Annotated in this window: 22 protein-coding genes, 1 pseudogene and 2 riboswitches; of the genes and pseudogenes, 8 read left to right on the top strand and 15 right to left on the bottom strand. The window is 53.8% G+C overall.

The window, feature by feature from the left end; all coding sequences use genetic code 11:
- Positions 1-27: 27 nt before the first annotated feature.
- The 5 genes from mtnD to GZ1_RS05590 all read right to left on the bottom strand — a co-directional run bounded on the left by mtnD (position 28) and on the right by GZ1_RS05590 (position 4,592).
- Positions 28-570, bottom strand: coding sequence for an acireductone dioxygenase (mtnD, locus tag GZ1_RS05570; RefSeq protein WP_011230457.1), 543 nt, complete (start codon positions 568-570; stop codon positions 28-30).
- 34 nt (positions 571-604) lie between these two features.
- Positions 605-1,237, bottom strand: a complete 633-nt coding sequence (locus tag GZ1_RS05575; protein WP_021321406.1) for a methylthioribulose 1-phosphate dehydratase — start codon at positions 1,235-1,237, stop codon at positions 605-607.
- A complete protein-coding gene (mtnX, locus tag GZ1_RS05580) occupies positions 1,234-1,896 on the bottom strand; it encodes a 2-hydroxy-3-keto-5-methylthiopentenyl-1-phosphate phosphatase (RefSeq protein ID WP_015374251.1) in 663 nt (220 codons plus the stop codon). Before mtnX ends, GZ1_RS05575 begins: the two co-directional genes overlap by 4 nt.
- Positions 1,893-3,134 (bottom strand): 2,3-diketo-5-methylthiopentyl-1-phosphate enolase, encoded by a 1,242-nt coding sequence (gene mtnW, locus GZ1_RS05585; protein WP_060788072.1) that lies wholly within the window; start codon positions 3,132-3,134, stop codon positions 1,893-1,895. Before mtnW ends, mtnX begins: the two co-directional genes overlap by 4 nt.
- 77 nt (positions 3,135-3,211) lie before the next feature.
- Positions 3,212-3,320, bottom strand: a riboswitch (SAM riboswitch).
- A gap of 84 nt (positions 3,321-3,404) precedes the next feature.
- Positions 3,405-4,592, bottom strand: coding sequence for a pyridoxal phosphate-dependent aminotransferase (locus GZ1_RS05590; RefSeq protein ID WP_021321409.1), 1,188 nt, complete (start codon positions 4,590-4,592; stop codon positions 3,405-3,407).
- Positions 4,593-4,690: 98 nt separating this feature from the next.
- Here GZ1_RS05590 and GZ1_RS05595 point away from each other — a divergent pair, with 98 nt between their 5' ends.
- The 6 genes from GZ1_RS05595 to GZ1_RS05620 all read left to right on the top strand — a co-directional run bounded on the left by GZ1_RS05595 (position 4,691) and on the right by GZ1_RS05620 (position 11,881).
- Complete coding sequence (locus GZ1_RS05595; RefSeq protein ID WP_033024946.1) at positions 4,691-5,503, top strand: carbon-nitrogen family hydrolase; 813 nt, start codon at positions 4,691-4,693, stop codon at positions 5,501-5,503.
- Positions 5,504-5,597: 94 nt separating this feature from the next.
- A riboswitch (SAM riboswitch) is annotated at positions 5,598-5,766 on the top strand.
- A 138-nt stretch (positions 5,767-5,904) separates the two neighbouring features.
- On the top strand, positions 5,905-7,095 hold the full coding sequence (gene mtnK, locus GZ1_RS05600; RefSeq protein ID WP_060788073.1) for an S-methyl-5-thioribose kinase: 1,191 nt from the start codon (positions 5,905-5,907) through the stop codon (positions 7,093-7,095).
- Positions 7,096-7,164: 69 nt separating this feature from the next.
- Positions 7,165-8,232 (top strand): S-methyl-5-thioribose-1-phosphate isomerase, encoded by a 1,068-nt coding sequence (mtnA, locus tag GZ1_RS05605; protein WP_020755941.1) that lies wholly within the window; start codon positions 7,165-7,167, stop codon positions 8,230-8,232.
- Positions 8,219-9,379: a sugar ABC transporter substrate-binding protein gene (locus GZ1_RS05610; protein WP_011230449.1), complete on the top strand. Its 1,161-nt coding sequence runs from the start codon at positions 8,219-8,221 to the stop codon at positions 9,377-9,379. The genes mtnA and GZ1_RS05610 overlap by 14 nt, the downstream gene beginning before the upstream one ends.
- Entirely contained in the window at positions 9,376-10,926 is a 1,551-nt protein-coding gene (locus GZ1_RS05615; RefSeq protein ID WP_060788074.1) for a sugar ABC transporter ATP-binding protein, read from the top strand. Before GZ1_RS05610 ends, GZ1_RS05615 begins: the two co-directional genes overlap by 4 nt.
- Complete coding sequence (locus GZ1_RS05620) at positions 10,868-11,881, top strand: ABC transporter permease (RefSeq protein ID WP_060788075.1); 1,014 nt, start codon at positions 10,868-10,870, stop codon at positions 11,879-11,881. The genes GZ1_RS05615 and GZ1_RS05620 overlap by 59 nt, the downstream gene beginning before the upstream one ends.
- Positions 11,882-11,955: 74 nt before the next feature.
- Here the strand turns inward: GZ1_RS05620 and GZ1_RS05625 are convergent, their stop codons facing one another.
- Positions 11,956-12,459: a methylated-DNA--[protein]-cysteine S-methyltransferase gene (locus GZ1_RS05625; RefSeq protein ID WP_033024941.1), complete on the bottom strand. Its 504-nt coding sequence runs from the start codon at positions 12,457-12,459 to the stop codon at positions 11,956-11,958.
- Positions 12,449-14,665 carry a PAS domain-containing sensor histidine kinase gene (locus tag GZ1_RS05630; protein WP_033024940.1) on the bottom strand — a complete coding sequence of 739 codons (2,217 nt, stop codon included), beginning with the start codon at positions 14,663-14,665 and terminating at the stop codon, positions 12,449-12,451. Before GZ1_RS05630 ends, GZ1_RS05625 begins: the two co-directional genes overlap by 11 nt.
- Before the next feature lie 264 nt (positions 14,666-14,929).
- Here GZ1_RS05630 and GZ1_RS05635 point away from each other — a divergent pair, with 264 nt between their 5' ends.
- The gene (locus GZ1_RS05635; RefSeq protein ID WP_060788076.1) at positions 14,930-16,699 is read left to right on the top strand and encodes a B12-binding domain-containing radical SAM protein; all 1,770 of its coding nucleotides are present in this window, start codon (positions 14,930-14,932) and stop codon (positions 16,697-16,699) included.
- A 56-nt stretch (positions 16,700-16,755) separates the two neighbouring features.
- On the opposite strand, the gene GZ1_RS19215 is transcribed toward GZ1_RS05635, so the two are convergent.
- The 6 genes and pseudogenes from GZ1_RS19215 to GZ1_RS05650 all read right to left on the bottom strand — a co-directional run.
- Positions 16,756-16,905 (bottom strand): hypothetical protein, encoded by a 150-nt coding sequence (locus tag GZ1_RS19215; protein ID WP_015374241.1) that lies wholly within the window; start codon positions 16,903-16,905, stop codon positions 16,756-16,758.
- Positions 16,898-17,062, bottom strand: coding sequence for a protein YkzP (gene ykzP, locus GZ1_RS18825; RefSeq protein WP_014195259.1), 165 nt, complete (start codon positions 17,060-17,062; stop codon positions 16,898-16,900). Before ykzP ends, GZ1_RS19215 begins: the two co-directional genes overlap by 8 nt.
- Positions 17,062-17,217, bottom strand: coding sequence for a hypothetical protein (locus GZ1_RS19220; protein WP_167346359.1), 156 nt, complete (start codon positions 17,215-17,217; stop codon positions 17,062-17,064). Before GZ1_RS19220 ends, ykzP begins: the two co-directional genes overlap by 1 nt.
- 69 nt (positions 17,218-17,286) lie before the next feature.
- Positions 17,287-18,423 carry a zinc-dependent alcohol dehydrogenase gene (locus GZ1_RS05640; RefSeq protein WP_011230439.1) on the bottom strand — a complete coding sequence of 379 codons (1,137 nt, stop codon included), beginning with the start codon at positions 18,421-18,423 and terminating at the stop codon, positions 17,287-17,289.
- A complete protein-coding gene (locus tag GZ1_RS05645) occupies positions 18,420-19,664 on the bottom strand; it encodes an MFS transporter (protein ID WP_060788077.1) in 1,245 nt (414 codons plus the stop codon). The genes GZ1_RS05640 and GZ1_RS05645 overlap by 4 nt, the downstream gene beginning before the upstream one ends.
- Positions 19,665-19,829: 165 nt before the next feature.
- Positions 19,830-20,045: pseudogene (locus tag GZ1_RS05650) on the bottom strand (carbohydrate ABC transporter permease); the annotation flags it as partial.
- Positions 20,046-20,543: 498 nt separating this feature from the next.
- Here GZ1_RS05650 and GZ1_RS05655 point away from each other — a divergent pair.
- Complete coding sequence (locus GZ1_RS05655; RefSeq protein WP_015374238.1) at positions 20,544-20,744, top strand: alpha/beta-type small acid-soluble spore protein; 201 nt, start codon at positions 20,544-20,546, stop codon at positions 20,742-20,744.
- Between the two features lie 12 nt (positions 20,745-20,756).
- Here the strand turns inward: GZ1_RS05655 and GZ1_RS05660 are convergent, their stop codons facing one another.
- Positions 20,757-21,806 carry an anti-sigma factor domain-containing protein gene (locus GZ1_RS05660; RefSeq protein WP_060788079.1) on the bottom strand — a complete coding sequence of 350 codons (1,050 nt, stop codon included), beginning with the start codon at positions 21,804-21,806 and terminating at the stop codon, positions 20,757-20,759.
- Positions 21,803-22,543 (bottom strand): RNA polymerase sigma factor SigI, encoded by a 741-nt coding sequence (gene sigI / locus GZ1_RS05665; RefSeq protein WP_033006201.1) that lies wholly within the window; start codon positions 22,541-22,543, stop codon positions 21,803-21,805. The genes GZ1_RS05660 and sigI overlap by 4 nt, the downstream gene beginning before the upstream one ends.
- Between the last annotated feature and the right edge of the window lie 389 nt (positions 22,544-22,932).

Genomic DNA, 22,932 nt, shown 5'->3' on the forward strand with positions numbered 1-22,932 from the left:
TGTATATAAGCAGCGGGGCGTTCATTGTTATTGGACGGCTTCCTCTTTTTCTTCATATGGATGAGCGACCCAGCCGGACGGGTCGATAAACAAGCGCACCGCAACGACCCGACGGTCATCCATGAGCGTAAAGTAATGCGGATTCCCTTCCGGCACGGAAATGACGTCGCCGGCTTCAAGCTCTACATCAAAATAGCCGGTTTCTTTGTCGCCTTTGATGATGAAAATGCCATGGCCGGCCGTAATGGCGCGCACTTCATCTTCCGTATGGATGTGCACTTGTTCAAATTTTTTCAGCAACTCATCCAAGTTCGGCGTCGCGTCGGACAGAGCGACGATATCCCACGTTTTGTAGCCGCGGCGCGCCGCTAAATCTTCAATTTCGTCTTTGAACGTCGCTAAAATTTCATTTTTTTCTTCATCTGTCAGAACATATTTATCGCGCAAATGCTCCGGCAGTTTCGTGATGTCCCAATGTTCATACAACACCCCTTGACTGTTCAAAAACGCGCGCACATTGTCTTCTCCTTCAATCACTTGGCCCGTTTTTCTCACTTTGATGACTGCCATTGTTCACATCCTCCTTTGGAAAAATGTATATGGATTAGCCAACCGGCAGGCCGGCCCGCTGCAAAAGCAGCCGCTTCACCTGCCAGCGGAACAAAAACTCCCATGCCTCCAAATGTTTTTTCGCTTCAAACGCTGTACGCCCCCAGACCGTGATGCCATGGTTTTGGATCAACACGGCGCCGGCGTCGCCATGGATATAGTTCGCAAACTCCCGAGCGAGCGTTGGAATGTCGGCGTAATTGTCAATGATCGGGATGCGCACGGCGGCATTTTCTTCCCAAATGCCGAACGCCTTGATGATTTCCTGGCCGGAAAAGACCGCTTCCCCGTTTTGCGCATACAGTTCAGAAATCAAATTGTTGTCCACGGTATGAACGTGCAAGACGCAACCGGCGTTTGTGCGGTTGTAAATTTCCACATGCAGCAGCGTCTCCGCTGATGGCTTTAAATGTGTTTTCTCCGCTGGTCGGCCGGCAGCGTCAACGAGCAAGAAGTCCTCATCCGTTTGCTTCCGCTTATCCTTGCCGCTCGCTGTCACCAAAAACGTCAACGGGTCGTCCGTCACTTTGATCGACAAATTGCCGCTTGTTGCGAAAAACCAATCGCGGGCGGCGAGCTCGGCTTTCACTTCCGCAAGCTCGTTCCACTTTTTCACGACAATGCTCATACGATCACCTCCATTCGCTGCAACGCATCCATCACGTCAAAAAACGTCGCAAATGGCGCGTGCGGCAGGTCAAGCTCTTGACATTTTTCAAGCAGAAAATCGCGCGCCAGCACATAGTCGGCTTGCCTGGCCACCGCCAAGTCGGTGATCGAATCGCCGATGACGACGTGATACCCGTCCGGGCGGGCAAGCCTGCGCAATAGCGACGGCTTGCAGCAGCCGCAGCCGTTTTGGCACCGGCTGTCACATGCATGCGGCCATGTGATGCGGATCGTCTCACCGCTGAAATCGGAGCCGTTGCAAAAAATGCGCTCCGGTTCAATGAGCCCTTCAAGCAGCGGATAGACGAAAAAGTCGATGCCGCCGCTCACGATATAGAGCGGGATGCTTTGCTCTTTTGTCCATGCGACAAACTCGCGGAACCCTTCGCGCAAGCGGGCGGTGCTAAGCAAAAAGTCAACAATCTCCCCTTTCAGCGCTGACGGAAGAAGCGAAAACATTTTTCCGACGCCTTCCTGAACGGAGATGCGCTGGGCGAGAATGTCGTCCTTTAGCGCCTCCCACTCCGGCGGGGCGAACTGTTTCATAATCGCGATGATGTTGTCGTTTTCCGTGATCGTGCCGTCAAAATCGCAAAAAAGAACGAGTTGTTTCGTCATGCTTCCACCTCAATAGCGCCCCAGCGGTCGATCGCCTTTTGCAGCGCCTCGTTGTCTTTCGCCGCTTCACGAAGCGGACGGCCGACCAGCGCTGCGTCGATGGCGGCGCGAAACGCCTTTCCGCCGCCGATCGCCCCGTCCGGGTGGCCGTGGATGCCGCCGCCGGCGTTGACGACGCTGTCAAGGCCAAAATCGCGGACAAGGAGCGGCACCAAGCCCGGATGGATGCCGGCCGATGGCACTGGAAACGCCCGGGCAAACGGCTCTTGTTCATCGGTCAGCGCCCGGGCGATGCCAAGCGCCTGCTCGCGCTCCAAGGCGACGCTGCCGTACGGCGACGGGAACAGAACAAAGTCGGCGCCGGCAAGCCGCAAAAGCTTTCCAAGCAAGAGCGACGGGGCGACGCCGTAAAACTCCGACGGCGTGATCGCGCCGCTGAACGCCGGGTGGGCCATGATCGGAACGGAAATCTCTTCATCTTCCCGCAACCCTTGCAGGACGTCCAATCCATAGGCGAACACGTTGAACAACAGCACATCGGCGCCAAGCTCAGCCGCCCGTTTCGCTTTTTCTTTCAGTTCAAACGTTTTGCCGGTCAAGTTGACGGCATACAGCGTCCGCTTGCCTGTTTGTTCGTACACCTCTTTGAGCGCCGCTTTGCCTTCTGTAATGCGCTTCGCAAATGGCAGACGATCGCTGTCAAACAAAATTTCGTCATCTTTGACCAAGTCAACGCCGCCAAGCGCTTGCTTTTTCAACTCTGATGTCAAATACGCCAAATCGCGGCCGACGATGCCTTTGAAAATGCTCATCAACAGCGGGCGGTCGTACACTCCGACCTTTTCGCGAATGCCGGCGATGCCAAAGCGCGGCCCCGGAAACTGCCGCTTCCATTCTTCCGGAAATGCCAAATCAAGCAACCGCACTTCCCCGTCAAGCGACAGCTTGCCGAACGTCGTCACCAACAATGCCGGCAAATCGGCGCTGAAGTTGACGGTCGGGTAAGCGATTTTGACGATTGCCCGCTTCAACCGCTTGCCGAAATAGGCGTTTACCCGCTCGCTCTCGTCAAGCTCTTCGATCGCAACGACTTCCCCTTTATGCTTGCGAAGCTGGTCTTGCTCCAGCTGCGGCAAGTCGGTCCATGTGCCGACTGTCAAGCCGAGCGCGATTCCTTCCGCCTTTTGGCGAATATCGTGTTCATCATGAAGCAAATACGTCGCAATGACTGCACTCATCGTCCATCCCTCTTTCAATATATGGCGAAATAAAAAAGCCCCTTCCTAAGAAGAGGCGTCACTCATCCATGGCGCTCTTCTTATCTCTCAGCGTTTCCGCTGCAAGAATTAGCACCGTGCTTGGCGCGCGCCAAGCCGGTTGCCGGGCTTCATTGGGCTCGTCCCTCCGCCTGCTCTTGATAAGAAAGCCTGCTCGTTTATGCACTTGTCAAACAATTGGCAAATTTACTTTGAATTATGACATCGCCGATTGGCGTTGTCAATCATTTTTCAAAAATTTTTTTCGAACAATCCAAGGCGGCCGATCCGCTCCGCTGCTTCGCGAAGCCGCGCTTCATCGGTCAAGAGGCCGACGCGCACATACCCTTCGCCGTGCTCGCCGAACCCGATGCCTGGGGCGACGGCGACATGCGCCCGCTCAAGCAGCATGTCGGCAAACTCAGCGGATGATATGCCTTTTGGCAGCGGAAGCCAGGCGAAAAACGACCCATATGGCGCCGGCGCTTCCCAACCGATCTCGCAGAGCGCAGCGATGAACGCATTGCGGCGCGCCTCATACAATGCGACCAACTCCGTGACACAATCTTGCGGACCAAGGAGCGCCGCGGCGGCCGCTTCTTGGATGGCGCCGAACAAGCTGACATACAAATGATCCTGCAAAAGCTCAAGCGCCCGAATGATCCGCTCGTTGCCGACGGCAAACGCCACACGCCAGCCGGCCATATTGTATGTTTTCGAAAACGTATAAATTTCGACGCCGACGTCTTTCGCCCCATCGGCTTCCAGGAAGCTGACCGGTTTCCGGCCGTCAAAGCCGATCGCCCCATAAGCGAAATCGTGCACGACGGCAATGCCGTGCTTGGCGGCAAACGCCACCGTCTCCGCGAAAAATTCCTTTGTCGCCGTCGCACCGGTCGGATTGTTCGGATAGTTTAAAAACATGAGCTTCGCTCGGTCGGCGACCGACTCCGGAATGGCTTCGTAATCCGGTAAGAATCCGTTTTCCGAAGAAAGCGGCATCATCTCCATCCGCGCGCGGGCAAGCGCGATCCCCGACCAATAGTCCGGATAGCCCGGGTCCGGGACAAGCACCACATCGCCCGGGTTGACGAGGCAAAGCGGCAGCTCGACAAGCCCGGCTTTGCCGCCGAACAAGATGGCGACCTCGCGGGCCGGGTCGATCGTCACCCCGTACTCGCGCGCGTAAAACGCCGCTACGGCTTCTTTCAAAAACGAGTAGCCTTGAAACGGCGAATATTTATGGTATTTTGGGTTCGCGGCTGCCTTCTGCATCGCTTCGACAATGTGCGCCGGCGTCGGCTGATCCGGATTGCCCTGCCCTAAGTTGATCACATCATAACCCGCCTTGATCTTCGCACCGACTTTCGCCACGAGCGAGGCGAAAAACTGCTTCGGCAGCTGTTCAAGCAGTTCGGAAAAGGGAAATTCGATCGTCATCGTCCACACCTTCTCAAAAATTCTTGAAATTCTAGTGCAACATCATATATCGTTAAAAGCAAAATGTAAAGAAAAATTTTTTTCCGAGGTGAACGCTCATGACGATCCGCATCGCCTGCCTGCAGCTTGACATTGCATTTGGCGATCCAGCAAAAAACGAACAGCAAGCCGAACAGGCCGTGGAATCCGCTGCCAAAGACGGCGCTGACATCATCGTGCTGCCAGAGTTATGGACGACCGGCTACGATTTGACGCGCCTGGATGAAATTGCCGACGAAGGCGCCGAACGGGCGAAGGCGCTCGCTTCCCGATTGGCGCAAACGTACGGCGTCCATTTCGTCGCTGGTTCGGTCGCCAAAAAAACAGCCGCCGGCGTGACAAACACGATGATCGTGGCCGACCGTCATGGCCAAATCGTCGGCGAATACAGCAAGCTTCACCTGTTCCAATTGATGGATGAACATTTGTATTTGCAGCCGGGAAACGAGCCAGGCTTGTTCTCGCTTGACGGGCTGCCGTGCGCTGGGGTCATTTGCTATGACATCCGCTTTCCGGAGTGGATTCGCGCCCATGCTTTGGCTGGGGCGGAAGTGCTGTTTGTCGTCGCCGAATGGCCGCTTCCCCGCCTGCACCATTGGCGGACGCTCTTGATGGCGCGGGCGATTGAAAACCAATGCTACGTCGTCGCCTGCAACCGGGCTGGCCGCGACCCGAACAACGTCTTTGCCGGCCATTCGCTCGTCATCGACCCATGGGGCGAAGTGATCGCCGAGGCGGACGAGAAGCCGGGCATTCTCTCGGCCGACATCGATCCCGCGCTCGTTGCGGACGTCCGTGCGCGCATCCCGGTGTTTGCCGACCGCCGGCCGCACGACTATGAAACGGCAAAAAATTTTTTCAAAACGTATTGACAATCGATTGGCCGACCATGTATCATTCGAATCAAACAACCAAACGATTGAGAACATCGTGAAAATTCCCGAAACTGAATACAAGAAATCGGTACTCTTATCAAGAGTTGGCTGAGGGAATTGGCCCAATGAAGCCCAGCAACCGACCGTAATGCTATCGTGAGATAGGGCGCACGCCAAGGGCGGCGCCGGAAGCGTCATGCTTCCGCAGGGCACGGTGCTAAGTCCAACAGAAAGACCGATGTCTTTCTGAAAGATAAGAGGCGCGAAGAACGAATGAATCTTCAAGCCTCTTTCCGTATGCGAAAGAGGCTTTTTCATTTGTCGGAAACGCCGAGTTTTAGCGCGCGTCAGAACCGGCATTTGAAAACGAGCGAAATGAAAAAAGGGGGAACAAGGCAATGACCACTGTTCAAACATCGGTTTACGAACCGCTGACCGAACCGAAGGCGGTATCTCTCGCTGTCCGCCTCGGCTTATTCCGCGACGGGGCGCCTCTTTTGTGCCGCGAGATCGGCGACGGCAACTTGAACTTAGTGTTTCATATCGTCGACCAAGAAACAAAGCAAGGCGTAATCATCAAACAAGCGTTGCCGTACGCCAAAGTGGTCGGCGAAAGCTGGCCGCTTACGTTAAAGCGCGCCGTCATCGAAAGCAACGCGCTGCGCACGTTTGCGAGCTATGTGCCGCAATACGTGCCGAAAGTCTACTATTCTGACGAATCGCTCGCCATTACGGTGATGGAAGACTTATCCCGTTTGCAAATCGCCCGCAAAGGGCTGATCGAAGGGAAAACGTATCCGCTTTTGTCCCAGCATATCGGCGAGTTTGTCGCCAAAACGGCATTTTATACGTCTGACTTCGGCATGAACCAGCAAGAGAAAAAGAAATTGGCGCAAAGCTTCGTCAATCCGGAACTGTGCAAAATTACCGAAGACCTCGTCTTCACCGACCCGTTTTTTGACCACGAAACGAACAACTTTGAAGACGAATTGCGCCCAGACGTTGAAGCGCTTTGGCGCGATGACCGACTCCACCTAGAAGCAGCAAAGCTGAAGCGCAAGTTTTTAACCGAAGCCGATGTGCTCTTGCATGGCGATTTGCATACCGGCAGCATTTTCGTAAGCGCCGACGAAACGAAAGTGATCGACCCAGAATTCGCCTTTTACGGTCCGATCGGGTTTGACCTTGGCCAATTTTTCGCCAATTTGCTGTTAAATGCGTTGTCCCGCTCTGAATTAGAGCGCCAACCGCTCTTTGACCACATCGACCGGACATGGGACGTCTTTGCGTCCGTGTTCTCAAACCTTTGGCGCACCGAGAGCGTGGAAACGTACGCCGCGACGCCGGGCTTGCTCGAGGACGTGCTCCGGCACGCGTTCATCGATGCTGTCGGCTTTGCCGGCTGCGAAGTCATCCGCCGGACGATCGGCCTCGCCCATGTGGCGGACCTTGACGGCATCGAGCACAAAGATGAACGGCTTGTTGCCAAACGGCATGCGCTCCGCCTCGGCCGTCGCTTGATCATTGAGCGGGCTGAGCTGACAGGAACGGATGGCTTCCGCCGGCTGCTCGCCGAAACCAAGCAGTAATGCCATTCGATCCGGCCCGCCGGCGACGGGCCGGACAAACGAACAACGCCAAAAGAAAGGAAGACAGCAATGAGCACATTTGCCATCCCGCGCTCAGTCGAATGGCGCGAGACGCATGTGACGATTTTAAACCAACAAAAACTTCCAACAGTCACGGAATATATCGACTTGCACACCATTGAAGACGTATATGACGCGATCGCCACGCTGAAAGTGCGCGGCGCGCCGGCGATCGGCATCACTGCCGCCTATGGCTTGGCGCTCGCCGCTTCGAGCTATGACACCGAGTCGGTCGATGAATTCCGCCGTCGCTTGAAACGAGATCGTGACTACCTAGCCAGTGCCCGGCCGACTGCCGTCAACTTGTTTTGGGCGCTCGATCGGCTCGTCACCGCTGCGGCCGACGCCCTTTCCGTCAACGAGGCCAAAACGACGCTCGTCCACGAAGCGATTCGCATTCAAGTGGAAGATGAGGATGTGTGCCGCCGCATCGGCGAATACGCGTTGTCGCTCTTTCGTCCGGGCGATCGGGTGATGACGATCTGCAACGCCGGCTCGATCGCCACCGCCCGCTACGGAACGGCGCTCGCCCCGTTTTATTTGGCGAAAGAAAAAGGAATTGAACTATCCGTTTACGCTCTCGAGACGCGGCCGGTGTTGCAAGGGGCGCGCCTGACCGCTTGGGAACTGATACAAGCGGGCGTTGATGTGACGCTCATCACCGACAACATGGCAGCGCAAGCGATCAAGGCGAAAGGCATTGGCGCCATCATCGTCGGCGCCGACCGGATCGCGCAAAACGGCGATACGGCGAACAAAATCGGCACGTTCGGCCTGGCCTTGCTCGCGAAGTCGTTTGACATTCCGTTTTACGTCGCTGCGCCGTTGTCCACGATCGATTTGACGACGAAAACAGGTGCGGACATCCCGATCGAAGAGCGCCATCCGGATGAAGTGACCCACATCGCCGGCGTGCGCATCGCTCCGGAAGGCGTCAACGTATACAATCCGGCGTTTGACGTAACGCCAAACGAACTCATTACCGCCATCATTACCGAAAAAGGCATCATTCGCGGCAATTACAACGCAACGCTGCCATCATTATTCACAAAGGAGGAGCAACATGAAACGATTTAAGGCCTTATCTTCCCTTTTTCTTCTTTTCTTTGCCGTGTTCTCCATCTTGGCTGGCTGCACACACGAGCAAGATGCCGTTAGCTCCAAGCCAGCCAACGGAGCCAAGACCACGAACAACAAAACGGAAACGACATCCAGCCACTCGACGGCAACAAGCGACGAGCAAGCGGCCATTCCTGAAAAGTTGAAAAAGCCGGTGAAAATCGCCGCCATTATGCAACTGTCCATCGGCACGTTCTCATCGCAATACATCGCCGGCGTCAAAGAACAAGTGCAAAAATTCGGCGGCGAAGTGCAAATTTACAACGCCGACAACGATTTAACCAAAATGGCATCGTACGTTGAGACGGCCATTACACAAAATGTGGACGCCATTTTGCTTGACCACGGCCGCGCCGATGCGCTCGAAGGCCCGGTGAAAAAAGCCGTTGCCAAAGGCATTCCAGTTGTGGCGTTTGACAACGATTTGAACATTCCCGGCGTCACCGTCATCGACCAAGACGACTACAGCCTCGCCTGGAAAACATTAAAAACGCTCGCAGAAGACTTAAACGGGGAAGGCAACATCGTCACGATTTGGGTCGGCGGCTTTACCCCGATGGAACGCCGCCATGTCATTTATGACGCGTTCAAAAAACGCTATCCGAACATTAAAGAAATTGCCAAGTTTGGCACGGCGAGCGCCAACACAGCTTTGGACACACAAACGCAAATGGAAGCGATTTTGAAAAAATACCCGAACAAAGGCGACATTGACGCTGTCTTCGCAACTTGGGACGAGTTCGCCAAAGGGGCGACGCGCGCCATCGAGCAAGCTGGGCGCACGGAAATTAAAGTGTATGGCATCGATTTGAGCGATGAAGACTTGCAAATGATCCAAAAACCAAACAGCCCATGGGTGGCGACAACGGCGACCGACCCAGCCGAAGTCGGCCGCGTCCAAGTGCGGTTCGCGTATCAAAAAATCGCTGGAGAAAAAACGCCGAACATTTACTCGCTTGAGCCGCATTTAGTGAAACGGTCCGATCTTCCGGACAAACAAGTGTCGATGAATGAGCTTTCGCAATACATCCCGGGCTGGGGGCAATCCAATGTCGCCATCTCGCCGTGGATGAAAACGTTGGAAGCCCAGGTGAACAAAAAATGAACGGGTTGTCAATGCGGGGCATGGAAAAATCGTTTGGCGCCGTGCGCGTGCTCGACGGCGTGGACTTCGACGTTCGTCCTGGCGAAGTCCACGCCCTTTTAGGCATGAACGGCGCCGGCAAAAGCACGCTCATGAACATTTTGGCCGGCGCCATTCCGCCTGACGCTGGTACGATCACGATCGACGGTACGATATACACGTTTTCATCGCCGCGCGAAGCAAAACAAGCCGGCATCGGCCTCGTCGTTCAAGAAGTTGACACAGCGCTCTTTCCCGGCTTGCCGATTTACGAAAATGTAGCGGCGGACGAGTTCGTCCATGTGAAGCAACGGCCGATTCGCTCGCTGCGTCAAGAAAAAGAGCGGGCCGCCGCCCTGCTTCGCCGCGTCGGCCTGTCGTTGCCGCCGACGAAATTGGTTCGCGACTGCTCGCTCCATGAAAAGCAGCTGATTGTGCTCGCCAAAGTGCTGTCATCCAACGCGCGCTATATCATCCTAGACGAACCGACGGCCGCCTTAAGCGAGGCGGAAACAAGGCGTCTGTTTGCCATCATCGATGAACTGAAGCAGCAAGGCGTCGGCTTTATTTACATCTCTCATAAACTGAAAGAAGTGCAGGAGATCGCTGACCGGCTGACGATTTTGCGCGACGGCCGCGTCGTCTATCACGGAGGCGCCCGCAGCCTGCCGCTTGAGGACATCGTCCTTCATATGACTGGAACGAAGCGGACCGCCGCCGCGAAACAAGCACGCACATACAGAAGCGACATCGCCTTTGCCGCCCGCGGAATGTTGATCGACAAAACCGGGACAACAGTCGACCTATACGCCCACCGCGGCGAAATCGTCGGCATCGCTGGCTTGGTTGGCGCCGGCAAGACGGAGCTTGCCGAAAGCCTCATCGCCCACCGGAACACATCCGGCGAGTGGGAAATTGATGGCAGACGCTATGTGTTCTCATCGCCTTATGAAGCCATCGACGCCGGCCTTTGCCTCATCCCGGAAGAACGGCGCAAACAAGGGTTGTTTTTGCCCGAATCAGTGAAAACGAACTTGACCGTCCGCCTTCTTTCCCGCCTGTCGCGCTGGCAATGGATCAGCTGGGCGAAAGAAGCGGCTGAAGCCGACGGGCTCGTCCGCTCGCTAGGTGTTCATCCGCCGTCAAGCACCACCGTCGTTCGCCACTTGAGCGGCGGCAATCAACAAAAAGTCGTCATCGGCAAATGGCTCAACACAAACGCACGCGTCTTTTTGTTTGACGAACCGACCAAAGGAATCGACGTCCATGCGAAACAAGAGGTGTTTTCCATCATTCGCTCCCTTGCCGATGAAGGAAAAACGGTGCTGTACTTTTCCAGCGAATTTCAAGAGCTGCTTGACATTTGCGACACCATCTACGTGATGGTCGACGGCCGGCTGCTCGCTCGCCTGCCGGCCGCTGAATTGACGTATGAACAGCTTGTTTACTATTGCAGCGGAGGTGAGATCGATGAGCCAGCCGGCCGTTTCCGCGCCGCCGTCGAAAAAAGCGGCGCCGTTCATTCTTGAATTTTTGTATAAACATGGCACACTGCTTGCCATTTTGGCTGTAATCGCCTATTTTGGCCTGACACAAGACCGGTTTTTCACCTATGAAAACTTCAGCGACATTTTGCGTTCCATTTCCATCGTCACCTTGGTGGCCATTGGCATTACATTTTCGCTCATCGTCGACGGCTTCGATTTGTCGGTCGGTTCGACAGTGAGCTTGGCGACGATTGCCAGTGCGGCGGCGCTCGTCCTGTACCGCCAAGAAATTTTCGTCACCTTGCTCGTGCCGCTGTTGCTCGGCATTGCTGTCGGGCTCTTGAACTCGTTGTTGATCGTCAAATTCAAATTGCCCGATTTGCTCGCGACGTTGGCGACGATGTACGCCATTAACGGCGTGCAGCTCACCTATACGAAAGGGTTTTCGATCTACAACGACATGCCGCTGCCCGATGGCGGCACGGCGCCGGGCAAATTCATTCCTTCCTTTTTATTTATCGGCCAGGGAGAGCTGTTCGGCGTGCCGTTTTCGGTCTTGCTTATGCTGTTTGTCGTCATTGCCGCTCATCTGTTTTTAACGTACACGAAACCCGGCCGCCTCTTTTATTTGACCGGGGAAAACCGCGAGGCGGCAAGGCTCTCAGGCATCCCGGTCAACCGCTATCGGACATATGCATACGTCATCAGCGGGTTTTTTGCGGCCTTAGGCGGCATCGTCCTTGCCTCGCGCATCGGCACCGGGCAAGTGTCGGCCGGCGCCTCGCTTTTAATGGACAGCGTCGCCGCCGCCTACATCGGCTTTTCTGTCTTCGGCGCCGGCAAGCCGAACGTCATCGGCACCCTGTTCGGTTCGATTTTGATGGGCGTGTTGTTGAACGGCTTGACGATGATGAACGTCCCGTATTACGCCCAAGACATTATTAAAGGCGCCATTTTAGTCGGCGCCCTCGCGTTGTCGCATTGGCAAAAAAAATAATGTCCCGTTCCCTGCCCCCATGGATTCGCGTCATGGGGGCGGGCGCCATTTTGGGAGGCATACACACCCACCGATCAGCTGAAGCGCGATTGATAGCGCCGCTCCAACTCCAGCAGCTTTGCTTTTACATCGGTCCGGCTTCCGGCGTAGCCGACGAGGGCGCCGTTTTTGCCGACAATGCGATGGCACGGGACGATGATGGCGAGCTCATTCGCCCGGTTCGCCTGGCCGACGGCGCGGACCGCCTTCGGGCGGCCGATTTGCGCAGCGATGTCAGCGTATGTCGCCGTCTCGCCGTATGGGATGCGGCAAAGCGCCGCCCACACTTCTTCTTGGAAGGGCGTCCCTTTCCATTTCAGCGGCAAGTCAAATACTTGGCGTCGACCGTGGAAATACTCATCCAGCTGCCTAAGCGCGCGTTCAAGAAGCGGCGACCAGCTTTTGACAACCGAATGTTCGCCGGCGAACGCGCGCCATTCTTCTGGAAACAGCTCGACTTTGACAATCGCGTCGCCGTCGGAGGCGACGTAAATGTCGCCGAGCAGCTCTGAGCGGTATACTGCATATTCAATCGTCATCGTCGTCCTCTCTTTCCATTCGTTCGATCGGCAACGTGATATGGAACGTCGTGCCGACGCCGACTTCGCTTTCCACTTCAATTTTCCCTTGGTGCTCTTCTATGATTTTATAGCTGACCATCAAGCCGAGGCCGGTGCCGCGTTCTTTCGTCGTATAAAACGGCTCGCCAAGCTTTTTGATTTTATCTTTTGGAATGCCGCATCCTTGGTCGGTGATGGAGATGCGCACATAGCACCCGGCGCGGGTGATGCGCACCGTAATGTCCCCGCCTTTTGGCATCACTTCGATGGCGTTTTTCAAAATATTGATGAACACTTGCTTCAGCTGATTCGGCTCGCAATACACCGGCGGCAGCCCGCGGTCGAAATCGGCAATGATTTGCACGTTATGCATCATCGCCTGGGCGCTGATCAAATCGATCGTATCCTGCATGATTTTGCAAATGTCGTTTTGCTTGTATTGCACCGCCTGCGGTTTGGCCAAAACGAGAAACTCGGTGATGATCGATTCGATCCGCTTCAATTCCGACATAATGACATTAAAATACATCGAATAGTCGCCGTCAATGCTTCCTTGCAACAGCTGAATGAAACCCTTTAGCGCCGTCATCGGATTGCGGATTTCATGGGCGATGCCGGCGGCCAATTCCCCGACGACGTTGAGCGTATCCGACTTGCGCAGCTGCAGCTCCATCTCCTTGCGCTCGGTCACATCGCGCAGCATCATCATCCCGACGCCGGGAATCACTTCCTTTTTCAGTGAAAACTCAATAATTCTCCCTTTTCCCTCGTCGAAAAATTCGACCTCGCCGCTCGCTTCGCCGGTGCGTTGGCATTGTTGAAGCAGCTTGTTGAGCTGGCGGCGCGCCCGCTCCGGAACGAGCTCGACCACCATTCGGCCAAGCAGCGCCTCCTTTTCGACGGAAAAAATGCCGCAGACAACCGGATTGGCGTCGATGATCCGATGCTTGGCATCCCAAAGCAAAATACCATCCATCGCATGATCGAAAATGCTCCGGAACTTTTGCTCGCTTTCGCGCAGCTCGCGCTCGATTTTCCGCCGCTCGCTCACATTGCGGAAAATCGTCAAGTGGTACCCGTCGATCGCTCCTTTTTTCATGGTGAACTCGAGCTGCTTATCCTCACCGTTCGGCATATGAAACGTCAGCTCGTCACGGATTTCCCCTTTGCGCCGGAACTCGCTGAAAATGCGTTTCACCTTTTCGTCCCCATAGTCGACAAAATCAAACAAATTGCGGCGCACAAGCAAATTCAAGGGCAGCTCAAACGTCCGGCTCGCCGCCGGATTGGCGTTCAATATGTAGCCAAAATCGTCCCAAATGAGGATCGCCTCATGCGCTTGTTCGAAAATAGCCCGGAACCGTTCTTCGCTTTTTTGCAACTTGATTTCCATATTTTTTCTTTCTGTCACATCGCGCATAATGGCCATGTAAAACCCGCTATAGACGTTGGAAGTCGCCGTCAGCTCAAACATTTTCACCGTTCCGTCCGGGCGGACAAGCGACAACTCGCCTTTGGCCGTTCCCTTTTCTTTCACTTCCGCGAGCAGCCGAGCGAACTCATTGGCGCATTCGCGGGCGACGAACTGCTGAAACGACAAATTGAGCAGTTTTCCTTTTTCCAAGTTCAAGCTCATCGAAAACGCCGGATTGACATCGATAAACCGCCCAAATTCATCGAAAATGACGATGCCGTCAACGGCGCGGTTGAATACGTCGCGAAACAAAAACTCATGAATGATGCGTTCGCGCTCAAGCGCCTTATGGGCTGAGATGTCGCGCATCATGACAAGGTCAAATTCGTCGAACACATCCTTTTTCATCGAAAATTCCACATGCTTCACTTTGCCGTCCGGCAGTTTGATGAGCAGTTCATCGCTGAACGAACCGAACTTTTGCAGCATCGACTGCTGAAACAGCAAAATATCGGGCGGCACAAGTTCGAGGAACGAAGAAAACGAATGGCCGATCAACGAAAACTTATCCATCTCAAACAGCTTGCACGCCGCTTCGTTCACATCGACAAATTCACCGTTTTTATTTAAAATCACGATCGCATCGAGCGACCGCTCAAAAATGATCGAATAACTGTTCAACCGCTCTTTTAACCGCCGATTTTCCTCTTCAAGCGACCGCACATCCGTCGATGCATTTTGTTCTTCCCGAGGAGAAAGGCTTTGGGCCATATCCATCTCTCCTTGTCTATTCAAACCATTCAACGAAATATATATTCGATGTGGAAAAATTTACTCCTCCCTTGATTTACGAAGATTTTTTAAAATTCTTTTCCACAATGTTCGACAAGTTTTTCAGCTTTTTCATTTGGCTAAACTGCATGATAGTCAACTCTCCCCCCTCGCTTAAAGCCAAATGAAAGCTTCCAATTGCATCTATAAATTATAGACAAAGGAGTTTTGCTGCTATATTATAGACAAAGGGGTTTTGTTGCGATGAACATCGTCTGTGCGACATTGAATGCCAAATACATTCATATGAATTTAGCCATCCGCTATTTAAAAGCATACGCTCAGCCCGAATTTGACGTCAAGCTTGTTGAGTATACGATCAAAGACCCGGTGCTGAACATTGTGACTGATTTGTACCAACGCCGTCCGGATGTCATCGGCTTCAGCTGCTACATTTGGAACATTGAAGAAACGATCAAAGTCGTCAAGCTGTTGAAAAAAGCAGCGCCGAATATTGTCATCGTCGCCGGCGGACCGGAAGTGTCGTACGATGTGCGTGAATGGATGGAGCGGGTGCCGGAGTTTGACTTTATCGTCGTCGGCGAAGGAGAGGAAACGTTTAAACAGCTGCTTTTCGCTTTAGACGGCCATGGAGACGTCCGTGATGTCGCCGGTCTCGCATTTCGCGACGGGGGCCGCATTGTCATCAATCCGCAGCGAAACAAAATCCACCTTGCCGACATGCCGTCGCCGTTTCGCTTCCCGGAAGACATTCCTCATCTTCCAAACCGGGTCGTGTATGTTGAAACGAGCCGCGGCTGCCCGTTCAGCTGCCAATTTTGCCTGTCCTCGATTGAAGTCGGCGTCCGCTACTTTGACCGCGAAAAAATTAAAGACGACTTGCGCTACTTGATGCGGCACGGGGCGCGGACGATCAAGTTCGTCGACCGGACGTTCAACATCAGCCGCAGCTATGCCATGGACATGTTCCGCTTTTTGATTGACGAACATGTACCGGGCACGGTCTTTCAGTTTGAAATTACCGCCGACATCATGCGTCCCGAGGTGATCGAGTTTTTAAACCGCGAAGCGCCGCCCGGCCTGTTCCGCTTTGAAATCGGCGTCCAGTCGACGAACGACGAAGTAAACCGGCTCATTATGCGCAAACAAAACTTCGCCAAACTTTCGCGAACGGTGACGATGATTAAAGAGGGCGGGAAAATCGCCCAGCATTTGGATTTGATCGCCGGTCTTCCCGAAGAAGACTACAACTCGTTCCGAAAGACGTTTAACGACGTGTTCGCCCTCCGTCCGGAAGAACTGCAGCTTGGCTTTTTGAAACTGCTGCGCGGCACTGGGTTGCGCCTGCGCGCCGAGGAGTACGGCTATGTGTATATGGACCATGCGCCATACGAAGTGCTCGCCAACAACGTCTTGTCGTTTGATGACGTCATCCGCATCAAGCAAGTGGAAGACGTGCTTGAAAAATATTGGAACGCCCATCGAATGGACGAAACGATCGAGTACTTGGTGACCGATGTGTTCCCGTCGCCGTTTGACTTTTTCCAGCAGTTTGGCACGTATTGGGATGAGCGCGGCTGGGCGCGCATCGGCCACCAACTGGAAGACTTGTTCCGCCGCCTGCATGAATTTTTGCGCACAGCCGTCCCGGACGCGCTGCCGGTCGCCGAGTCGCTCATGAAATACGATTACTTGCGCAATCAAAAATATAAGCCGCGCAAACCGTGGTGGAATGAGAAAACGGACAAAACGGCGCGCACGGCCGTCTACCGTGCGCTGCTCGAACGGCCCGAGGCGCTCGGAGCGGATTTTGCCGCCCTTGGGCTCGGGGAAAAGGAATTGTTTAAACATACGGTCGTGGAAATCGTGCCGGTTGATGTCGGCCGCTATATCGCCGCGAAGCAGCTCTCGTTTGCGCCAACCGTCATCGTCGCCTATTTTGATCCGTCCGGCACCGGCGCAACGCTGTTTTCCGCGCCGCTGTCCGCCTTGTCCGCTTCGGCATCCGCCTAACGGCCAAACGCCGGAGGCACGGCTTTTTTGTGCACCACGTGAAAAAGCAGGGAGCGTTATCCCTGCTTTTTTCGTTTCTTTTCATTTTCTTTCGCCCGTTTTTGTTCCTCCATGATCCAAAGCGGCTCGTGGGCAGCGAAATCGCCCCATTCAAACGCCATTTCTTCATTTCGTTGGGCAGTCCGCCCTTTTTGCTCTTTACCCATCCCCGCCTCCTTGCCGCCCTTTTTTCGAATTGCGGTTCGCGCCGCGGATCATGTCCTCCTCGCCGGCATATTGTGCCGCAAATTCGGTATCCGGCAAGCTTTCCGTTGGCGTTTTATTGTTGTTTTTCGCTGCGTCAAATTTCACTTTTCGCTTCATCATCGTTTCGTCTCCTCCTCATCAACCGTTTTCCGCTCATAAGCGACAAGCACAATTTCTTCCCCCGTCTCCTCGCGCAGCCGCTGTTCAAGCTGCTGCAGCTGGCGGAGCGTCCCGTCATGGAGACAGGCGACCGGGAACGCTACATTGTTCACCCGCATCCTCCTTCCCACATTTTTTCTTATCGTGTCTCGGCCGCACTGCCTTTATGCATCGCTAGAACGTTACGGCTTGAGCACGACTTTAATACAGCCGTCTTTCTTTTCGTCGAAAATTTCGTATGCGTATTGCGCCTCATCAAGCGGCAGGCGATGGGTAATGATATCGGTCGGATCGAACTTCCCTTCCACGATCCACTCGTATAACGTCGGAATGTAATGAATGACCGGCGCCTGCCCCATTTTCAGCGTAATGTTGCGTGAGAACAAATCGCCGAGCGGAAACTGGTTGTAGCGGGCGCCATATACCCCGACGAGCTGGATCGTTCCGCCTTTGCGCACCGCCTGCGAAGCGATGACGATCGCCCCCATCGCCCCGCCTTGCAGCTTCAGCGCTGAGCCAATAAGCTCAAGCGGCGTCATCTTTCCGTCGAGCCCGACACAATCGATGACGACATCGGCCCCGCCTCCGGTCATTTCTTTAATATATTCTCCGACATTCTCGTATTCAGTGAAATTTAACGTTTCGACTTTGTTCGTCTTTTTCGCATGTTCGATCCGATAATCGATGTAATCAACGGCGATGACGCGTTTCGCCCCTTTCATCCAGGCAAACTTTTGCGTCAGCAGCCCAACTGGGCCGCAGCCGAGCACGACAACAGTGTCGCCATCTTTTACCCCCGCCTCATCAACGCCCCAAAACGCGGTCGGGATGATGTCCGACAAAAACAGCAATTTTTCATCTTCCAACTCACAGTTTTCCGGGACGACAAACGGAGTGAAGTTGGCAAACGGAACGCGCAAATATTCAGCCTGCCCGCCCGGGTAGCCGCCAAACGTCTCGGAATAGCCGAAATACCCCCCCGATTCGCCGTTTGGGTTCGACGCATCGCATTGGCTTTCGAGCCCGTGCTGGCAATACCAGCATTGCCCGCAGGCGATCGTAAACGGCACGATGACCCGGTCGCCTTTTTTCACTTTCGTCACCGCCGGGCCGACTTCCTCGACAATGCCCATCGGTTCATGGCCGATAATGAAATCTTCCGGCATGTTCGGAATCATCCCATGCACTAAATGGAGATCGGAGCCGCAAATCGCGGTGCTGGTAATTTTGACAATAATGTCATCGTCTTTTAAAATTTTCGGATCAGGCATTTGTTTGACAGCTACATCTTTGATGCCTTGATACGTAACGGCTTTCATGCTACTCCTCCTTCATCGGTTTCTGGGCGAATGAGCCAAAAAGCAGCAGCGCCGCCAAGCAGCGCCATGACGCTAAGAAGCAACAGGAGCGGCGCCGTGCCATGTTTCATCAGCCAGGCTGCCAACGGCGGCCCGGCAGCCACGCCGATAAAACGAAGCGAACTGTAAAACGATGTCACCGTCCCGCGCTCGCTTTTCTCAATTCCTTCCGTGATAAGCGCATCTAAACACGGCAGCGCAGCGCCGATGCCGATGCCGGCTGCCGAGAACAACGCCAGCCAAACGGAAAGGGATGGATGAAGGGGAACGAGGGCCAACGCAGCCGCCAATAGAACGGAGCCGGCTGCAGCGCCCCATTTCATCCGCTGTTTCCGGTCGCCAATCGCTTTCCCGGCCGCAAATGAAGCGAGGCAGAGCGCCCCGAGCGGGATGGCGAGCACCCATCCTTTCCTCATTCCATCAATGCCATACACATCTTCAAGACGGCTTGAAAGGAAAAATAAAAACGCAAACAACACAAGCATCAACAAACCGCCGATGACAAACACCCCGATCAGCCAACGCCCTTCGCGGCGGAAAATCGCCGCCACCACCGCAATAAAATCCCGAAACGGCAACGGCCGCTCCCGACGCGCCGGCACCTGGATGGACCAAACCATCATTGCTGCCGATAGCAGGCAAAAGACAGGGAACGAAAAAAATGGAAAAAACCAAATGATGCCAGCCAGCATCGCCCCGAGAATCGGGCTTAGCACTTTGCCGAACGTGTTCGCCGTTTCAACCGTCCCTAAACAGCGGCTTGCCTCCTCCTCATCCGGAAACAAATCCCCGACAAGCGGCAAAACGATCGGAAACGCCCCGGCCGCCCCGAGCCCTTGCAACATGCGCCCGGCGATCATCCAGCCGTACGGGTCGCTCACCCGCCAAGCAGCCCATCCCGCCAGCCCCCCTCCCACCGCCGCCAGCAACAGGCTTGGAACGATGACCATTTTTCTCCCGATGCGGTCGCTTATATATCCGGCCAGCGGAATGAACAAAATCGCCACAACGGAATACATCGTGATCAGCAGGCTCGACTGCAGCGGCGTGATGTCGAGATGCCGTTCCATCGCCGGCAGCACCGGGATGAGCATCGAATTGCCCAGCGTCATGACAAGCGGAATCGAGGCAAGCGCAGCGACCGCCCACCCCCGACCAGCCTGCCTCCCTGCCTGTTTTGACAGCTGCACCGTCCATTCCATCGCTTCGGTCCCTTTCTTATGAAGTCGATATTTCCACTTATATGATGTGCGTTTTTTTCATGGATATGCCGCGCGAAAAAAAGCTGCCACCAAAGGAGGACAACCCTCCGTTTGGCGAACAGCCCCTTCTTGTCATGACCGGAAAACCGTTGTACAAAACGTCCGTTATTTTCCGCCCGTGAACGAAATTCCTTTGATGAAGTAGCGGTTGAAAAAGACGTAAATGACCAACACCGGCAGCGTAAACACCATGGATGCCGCCATAATGTAGTTCCAATAGCTGATGTACTGTCCTTTGAAGCGATTGAGGCCAAGCGGCAACGTAAACAGCTGTGGATCGGACAAAATAATGAGTGGGCGCATGAAATCGTTCCACGAACCCGTCAACTACCCCCACTTAGCTAACGCTTGAAGTGGGGGCTTGCAACTCCCCAGAAGTACAAGCGGACTTCGTCCTCCTTCCTTGACTTGGGGTTGCATCAGGGCAGGTTGACAACTACCCAACGACGTAGGTCATGCCTGCATCGTTACCGATTCTCTCGGTGTGTCTGTTGGCAGTACTTGGCTTCCACACACAACAGACGGATCTACGCTCGATGTTTTACGGTTACAACGTTTCCTGTAACCAACTCCATACATCGAGTAGCCGTGATTGGAGTGCCTTTATTAAACGGTTTTCTCCACGCCTTTATTATATCATACACAAAAGAAAAGGGGAACGCGCATTCCTCTCCCACTTACTCCCTTTGGTCGTTGAAGTGGGAGTCTCCTGCGCGAAATAGGATGAAAAATTCCTCCTGTAATTCCCAACCATATCTCTTTGTTCGGTCGTCCATACTAATCATACCTCATCAAAAAACCATCAAGGAGGAATTTCATATGGCTCGTTCAAGCAACAAACTGCTTGTTCCAGGCATCGAACAAGCGTTGGAACAAATCAAATACGAAATCGCCCAAGAGTTTGGCGTACAGCTCGGGGCTGGCACGGTTTCGCGCGCCAACGGCTCCGTCGGCGGGGAAATTACAAAACGGCTCGTCGCCCAGGCGCAAAGCGAACTGGCCGGCCGGAGAACAGAATAAAGCCGAGCGCCATCACTCGGCTTTTTTTGTTTTGGAATTCATTGCTTCCGAAGGACGGCCGGGATGGGCCGGATGGCGCCGCTCTTTTTGGTCGTTGCCATCCGGCCGGCCGCCTGCCGCTTTTTTCTCTACATAATGACCGCCCGGCCGCGATGGTCTGGCGTTTCCATGTTTTTTCCCTTTCGGAGACATTTCCTTGTTTGACGGAGAGCTTTCCTTATTTAAACCGGAGTTTTTCCGCTCGTGCGGCATCTGTTTTTCTTTTTTCTGCTGTTTCGTCTTCTGTTCCCTATGCTTCTGTTTCACTTGCGCCGGCTGTTCCAGTTTTCTCCCTTTTGATGGTGATGCTTTCTTTTCACTCTTTCCGACTTGTCCGTTCCCTTTGTCCGGCTTGGTGGATGTAGACGAGGCCGGTTTCACCTTTTTCTCGATTTGCAATAATTTTCCGGTTGTCATCCCCCGTTTGACAGCTTGGTTGCGCACGGCCATCGTACTATTGGCCGTGGTAATGACAATCCGGTCATCCGCCACTGACCGCTGGATATCGGCGAGCGCGGCAGACAGCTTCCGCGCCGAAGAGGCGTCGCGCTCCCTCTCCACCGTCGTAATCAGCACTTCCCCGCCTTTCTTTAAATACCCCTTTTGTTCGCTTAGCGCAATGATTTGTTTCGCTACCGAAGAAAACGGTTGACGTTTCCAGGAAGGAAGCGCCGTCAGCACCTTCTTTCCTTCCTCATTGTAAGCCTTCAGTGTCAACACGCGCAGCTCCGCATCGACTCCCGCTTCCATGCTTGGGTTGATGTCGATCGACATGTAGGCGTACACCGCATTAGAAGGCCATTGAATCCAAGTCGCCAGAAGCACCGCGGCCGCCGTCAGAACGCTTATGAGCGCATATCGAAACGAACGGCGGCAAAACGGAAAAGGACGGCCAACCGCATTCGCTTTGACCTCTTCTCCAATCTCCCATTCTTTTTCTTTTTTCAATCGAAGAAATTCCCCTTCCGGCGTCAATACCGTGACGAACTCTTCATCCAACTCCAGCACAATTCCCTTTTTCACGATGAAAGCACCCCTTTTATATAGTCCTTTAGGTAAATGTAATCGCCTGCCAAAATAACCGCGATCGCAATAATGTATTTTCTATTTCTCTCAATCGTTTTGCGGCTGACGGATGCCATCGCTTCCAACTGCTTGATCGGCAGCTGTTTTTTTTGAAACAGCAAGTGGACCAAGTGTTCGTTCTCGACAAGCAGCTGGGCGACGCGAATGGCGTTTAGGCGGGCGTCTTTATGTTTTGGCGATTGTTCGACTAAATCGTGAAAATGAATGCCGAATTGTTTCAGCACTTGCTGGTAATGAAGAATTTCTTCCCGACGCTGTTCTTGTTCGATTTGCCTATAAAACTCCTCAACCGATAATTTCGCATCTACGTACGTTTGCGCCGCCTGCTCGCCGTTTTCTCCATCTTCGACATGCCATATGGCCTCTCGCATTCTCACCTCTTTTCGAATGTAATCGATGAGGCGCCGCTTAATGAGCAGCTCCGCAAACGACAGAAAGGAACCTCCTTTGTGCAACGCATATTTTTCAATCGCTTCGTTAAAAGCGATCAGTCCAATGCTCGCCTCATCATCTTCCTCATGAATGAACCTCTTGCATACACTTGAGACTGTTTTAACGATAAACGGCTTATATTGCCGGATGAGCTCATTGCGCAACGCTTCATTTCCCCGCTGAATTTCCACAACCGTCCGTTCAAGCGTTCTCTCTCTTCTTTTCAATAATGTCCCAAACACCCTTTTCACCCCGCTTATACAAAGCCGGACTGACGCTCGTTCTTTATATTATTCGCACATCGCAACCCAAATATGGCCGTCGCTCAAAGGGGATTTTTTCAAGTCGCTCAAGTGAACACAAGTCCCCAAAAAGGCTCAACGCCGCCTGCGCCGAGCACACGCCCTCCATCAGCAAAAATCATGTATTTCTGTGCTTGACGGTTTCAAAACATCTCACGCTTTCTTCTGTAAGGGAAAATCAGTAAATCAACATTTTTCAGACATGGTGACGCGCGAAAAAGCCTCACTTGTCAAGTACACTTTGTGGAGATGAACACTTCTAAATGAAAAAAGAGTGAAACGCGGTGTTGCCGAAAAATTTGACATAATGGAAAAAGGGGCTGTTTCCC

The organism is Geobacillus zalihae NBRC 101842 (genome assembly GCF_001544135.1).
GTDB classification, from domain to species: domain Bacteria; phylum Bacillota; class Bacilli; order Bacillales; family Anoxybacillaceae; genus Geobacillus; species Geobacillus zalihae.

What these genes read in the sequence shown, in the direction of transcription:
- mtnD (WP_011230457.1), bottom strand. Translation starts at nt 570, where the DNA reads ATGGCAGTCATCAAAGTGAGAAAAACGGGCCAAGTGATTGAAGGAGAA.
- GZ1_RS05575 (WP_021321406.1), bottom strand. Translation starts at nt 1,237, where the DNA reads ATGAGCATTGTCGTGAAAAAGTGGAACGAGCTTGCGGAAGTGAAAGCC.
- mtnX (WP_015374251.1), bottom strand. Translation starts at nt 1,896, where the DNA reads ATGACGAAACAACTCGTTCTTTTTTGCGATTTTGACGGCACGATCACG.
- mtnW (WP_060788072.1), bottom strand. Translation starts at nt 3,134, where the DNA reads ATGAGTGCAGTCATTGCGACGTATTTGCTTCATGATGAACACGATATT.
- GZ1_RS05590 (WP_021321409.1), bottom strand. Translation starts at nt 4,592, where the DNA reads ATGACGATCGAATTTCCCTTTTCCGAACTGCTTGAACAGCTGCCGAAG.
- GZ1_RS05595 (WP_033024946.1), top strand. Translation starts at nt 4,691, where the DNA reads ATGACGATCCGCATCGCCTGCCTGCAGCTTGACATTGCATTTGGCGAT.
- mtnK (WP_060788073.1), top strand. Translation starts at nt 5,905, where the DNA reads ATGACCACTGTTCAAACATCGGTTTACGAACCGCTGACCGAACCGAAG.
- mtnA (WP_020755941.1), top strand. Translation starts at nt 7,165, where the DNA reads ATGAGCACATTTGCCATCCCGCGCTCAGTCGAATGGCGCGAGACGCAT.
- GZ1_RS05610 (WP_011230449.1), top strand. Translation starts at nt 8,219, where the DNA reads ATGAAACGATTTAAGGCCTTATCTTCCCTTTTTCTTCTTTTCTTTGCC.
- GZ1_RS05615 (WP_060788074.1), top strand. Translation starts at nt 9,376, where the DNA reads ATGAACGGGTTGTCAATGCGGGGCATGGAAAAATCGTTTGGCGCCGTG.
- GZ1_RS05620 (WP_060788075.1), top strand. Translation starts at nt 10,868, where the DNA reads ATGAGCCAGCCGGCCGTTTCCGCGCCGCCGTCGAAAAAAGCGGCGCCG.
- GZ1_RS05625 (WP_033024941.1), bottom strand. Translation starts at nt 12,459, where the DNA reads ATGACGATTGAATATGCAGTATACCGCTCAGAGCTGCTCGGCGACATT.
- GZ1_RS05630 (WP_033024940.1), bottom strand. Translation starts at nt 14,665, where the DNA reads ATGGCCCAAAGCCTTTCTCCTCGGGAAGAACAAAATGCATCGACGGAT.
- GZ1_RS05635 (WP_060788076.1), top strand. Translation starts at nt 14,930, where the DNA reads ATGAACATCGTCTGTGCGACATTGAATGCCAAATACATTCATATGAAT.
- GZ1_RS19215 (WP_015374241.1), bottom strand. Translation starts at nt 16,905, where the DNA reads ATGGGTAAAGAGCAAAAAGGGCGGACTGCCCAACGAAATGAAGAAATG.
- ykzP (WP_014195259.1), bottom strand. Translation starts at nt 17,062, where the DNA reads ATGAAGCGAAAAGTGAAATTTGACGCAGCGAAAAACAACAATAAAACG.
- GZ1_RS05640 (WP_011230439.1), bottom strand. Translation starts at nt 18,423, where the DNA reads ATGAAAGCCGTTACGTATCAAGGCATCAAAGATGTAGCTGTCAAACAA.
- GZ1_RS05645 (WP_060788077.1), bottom strand. Translation starts at nt 19,664, where the DNA reads ATGGAATGGACGGTGCAGCTGTCAAAACAGGCAGGGAGGCAGGCTGGT.
- GZ1_RS05655 (WP_015374238.1), top strand. Translation starts at nt 20,544, where the DNA reads ATGGCTCGTTCAAGCAACAAACTGCTTGTTCCAGGCATCGAACAAGCG.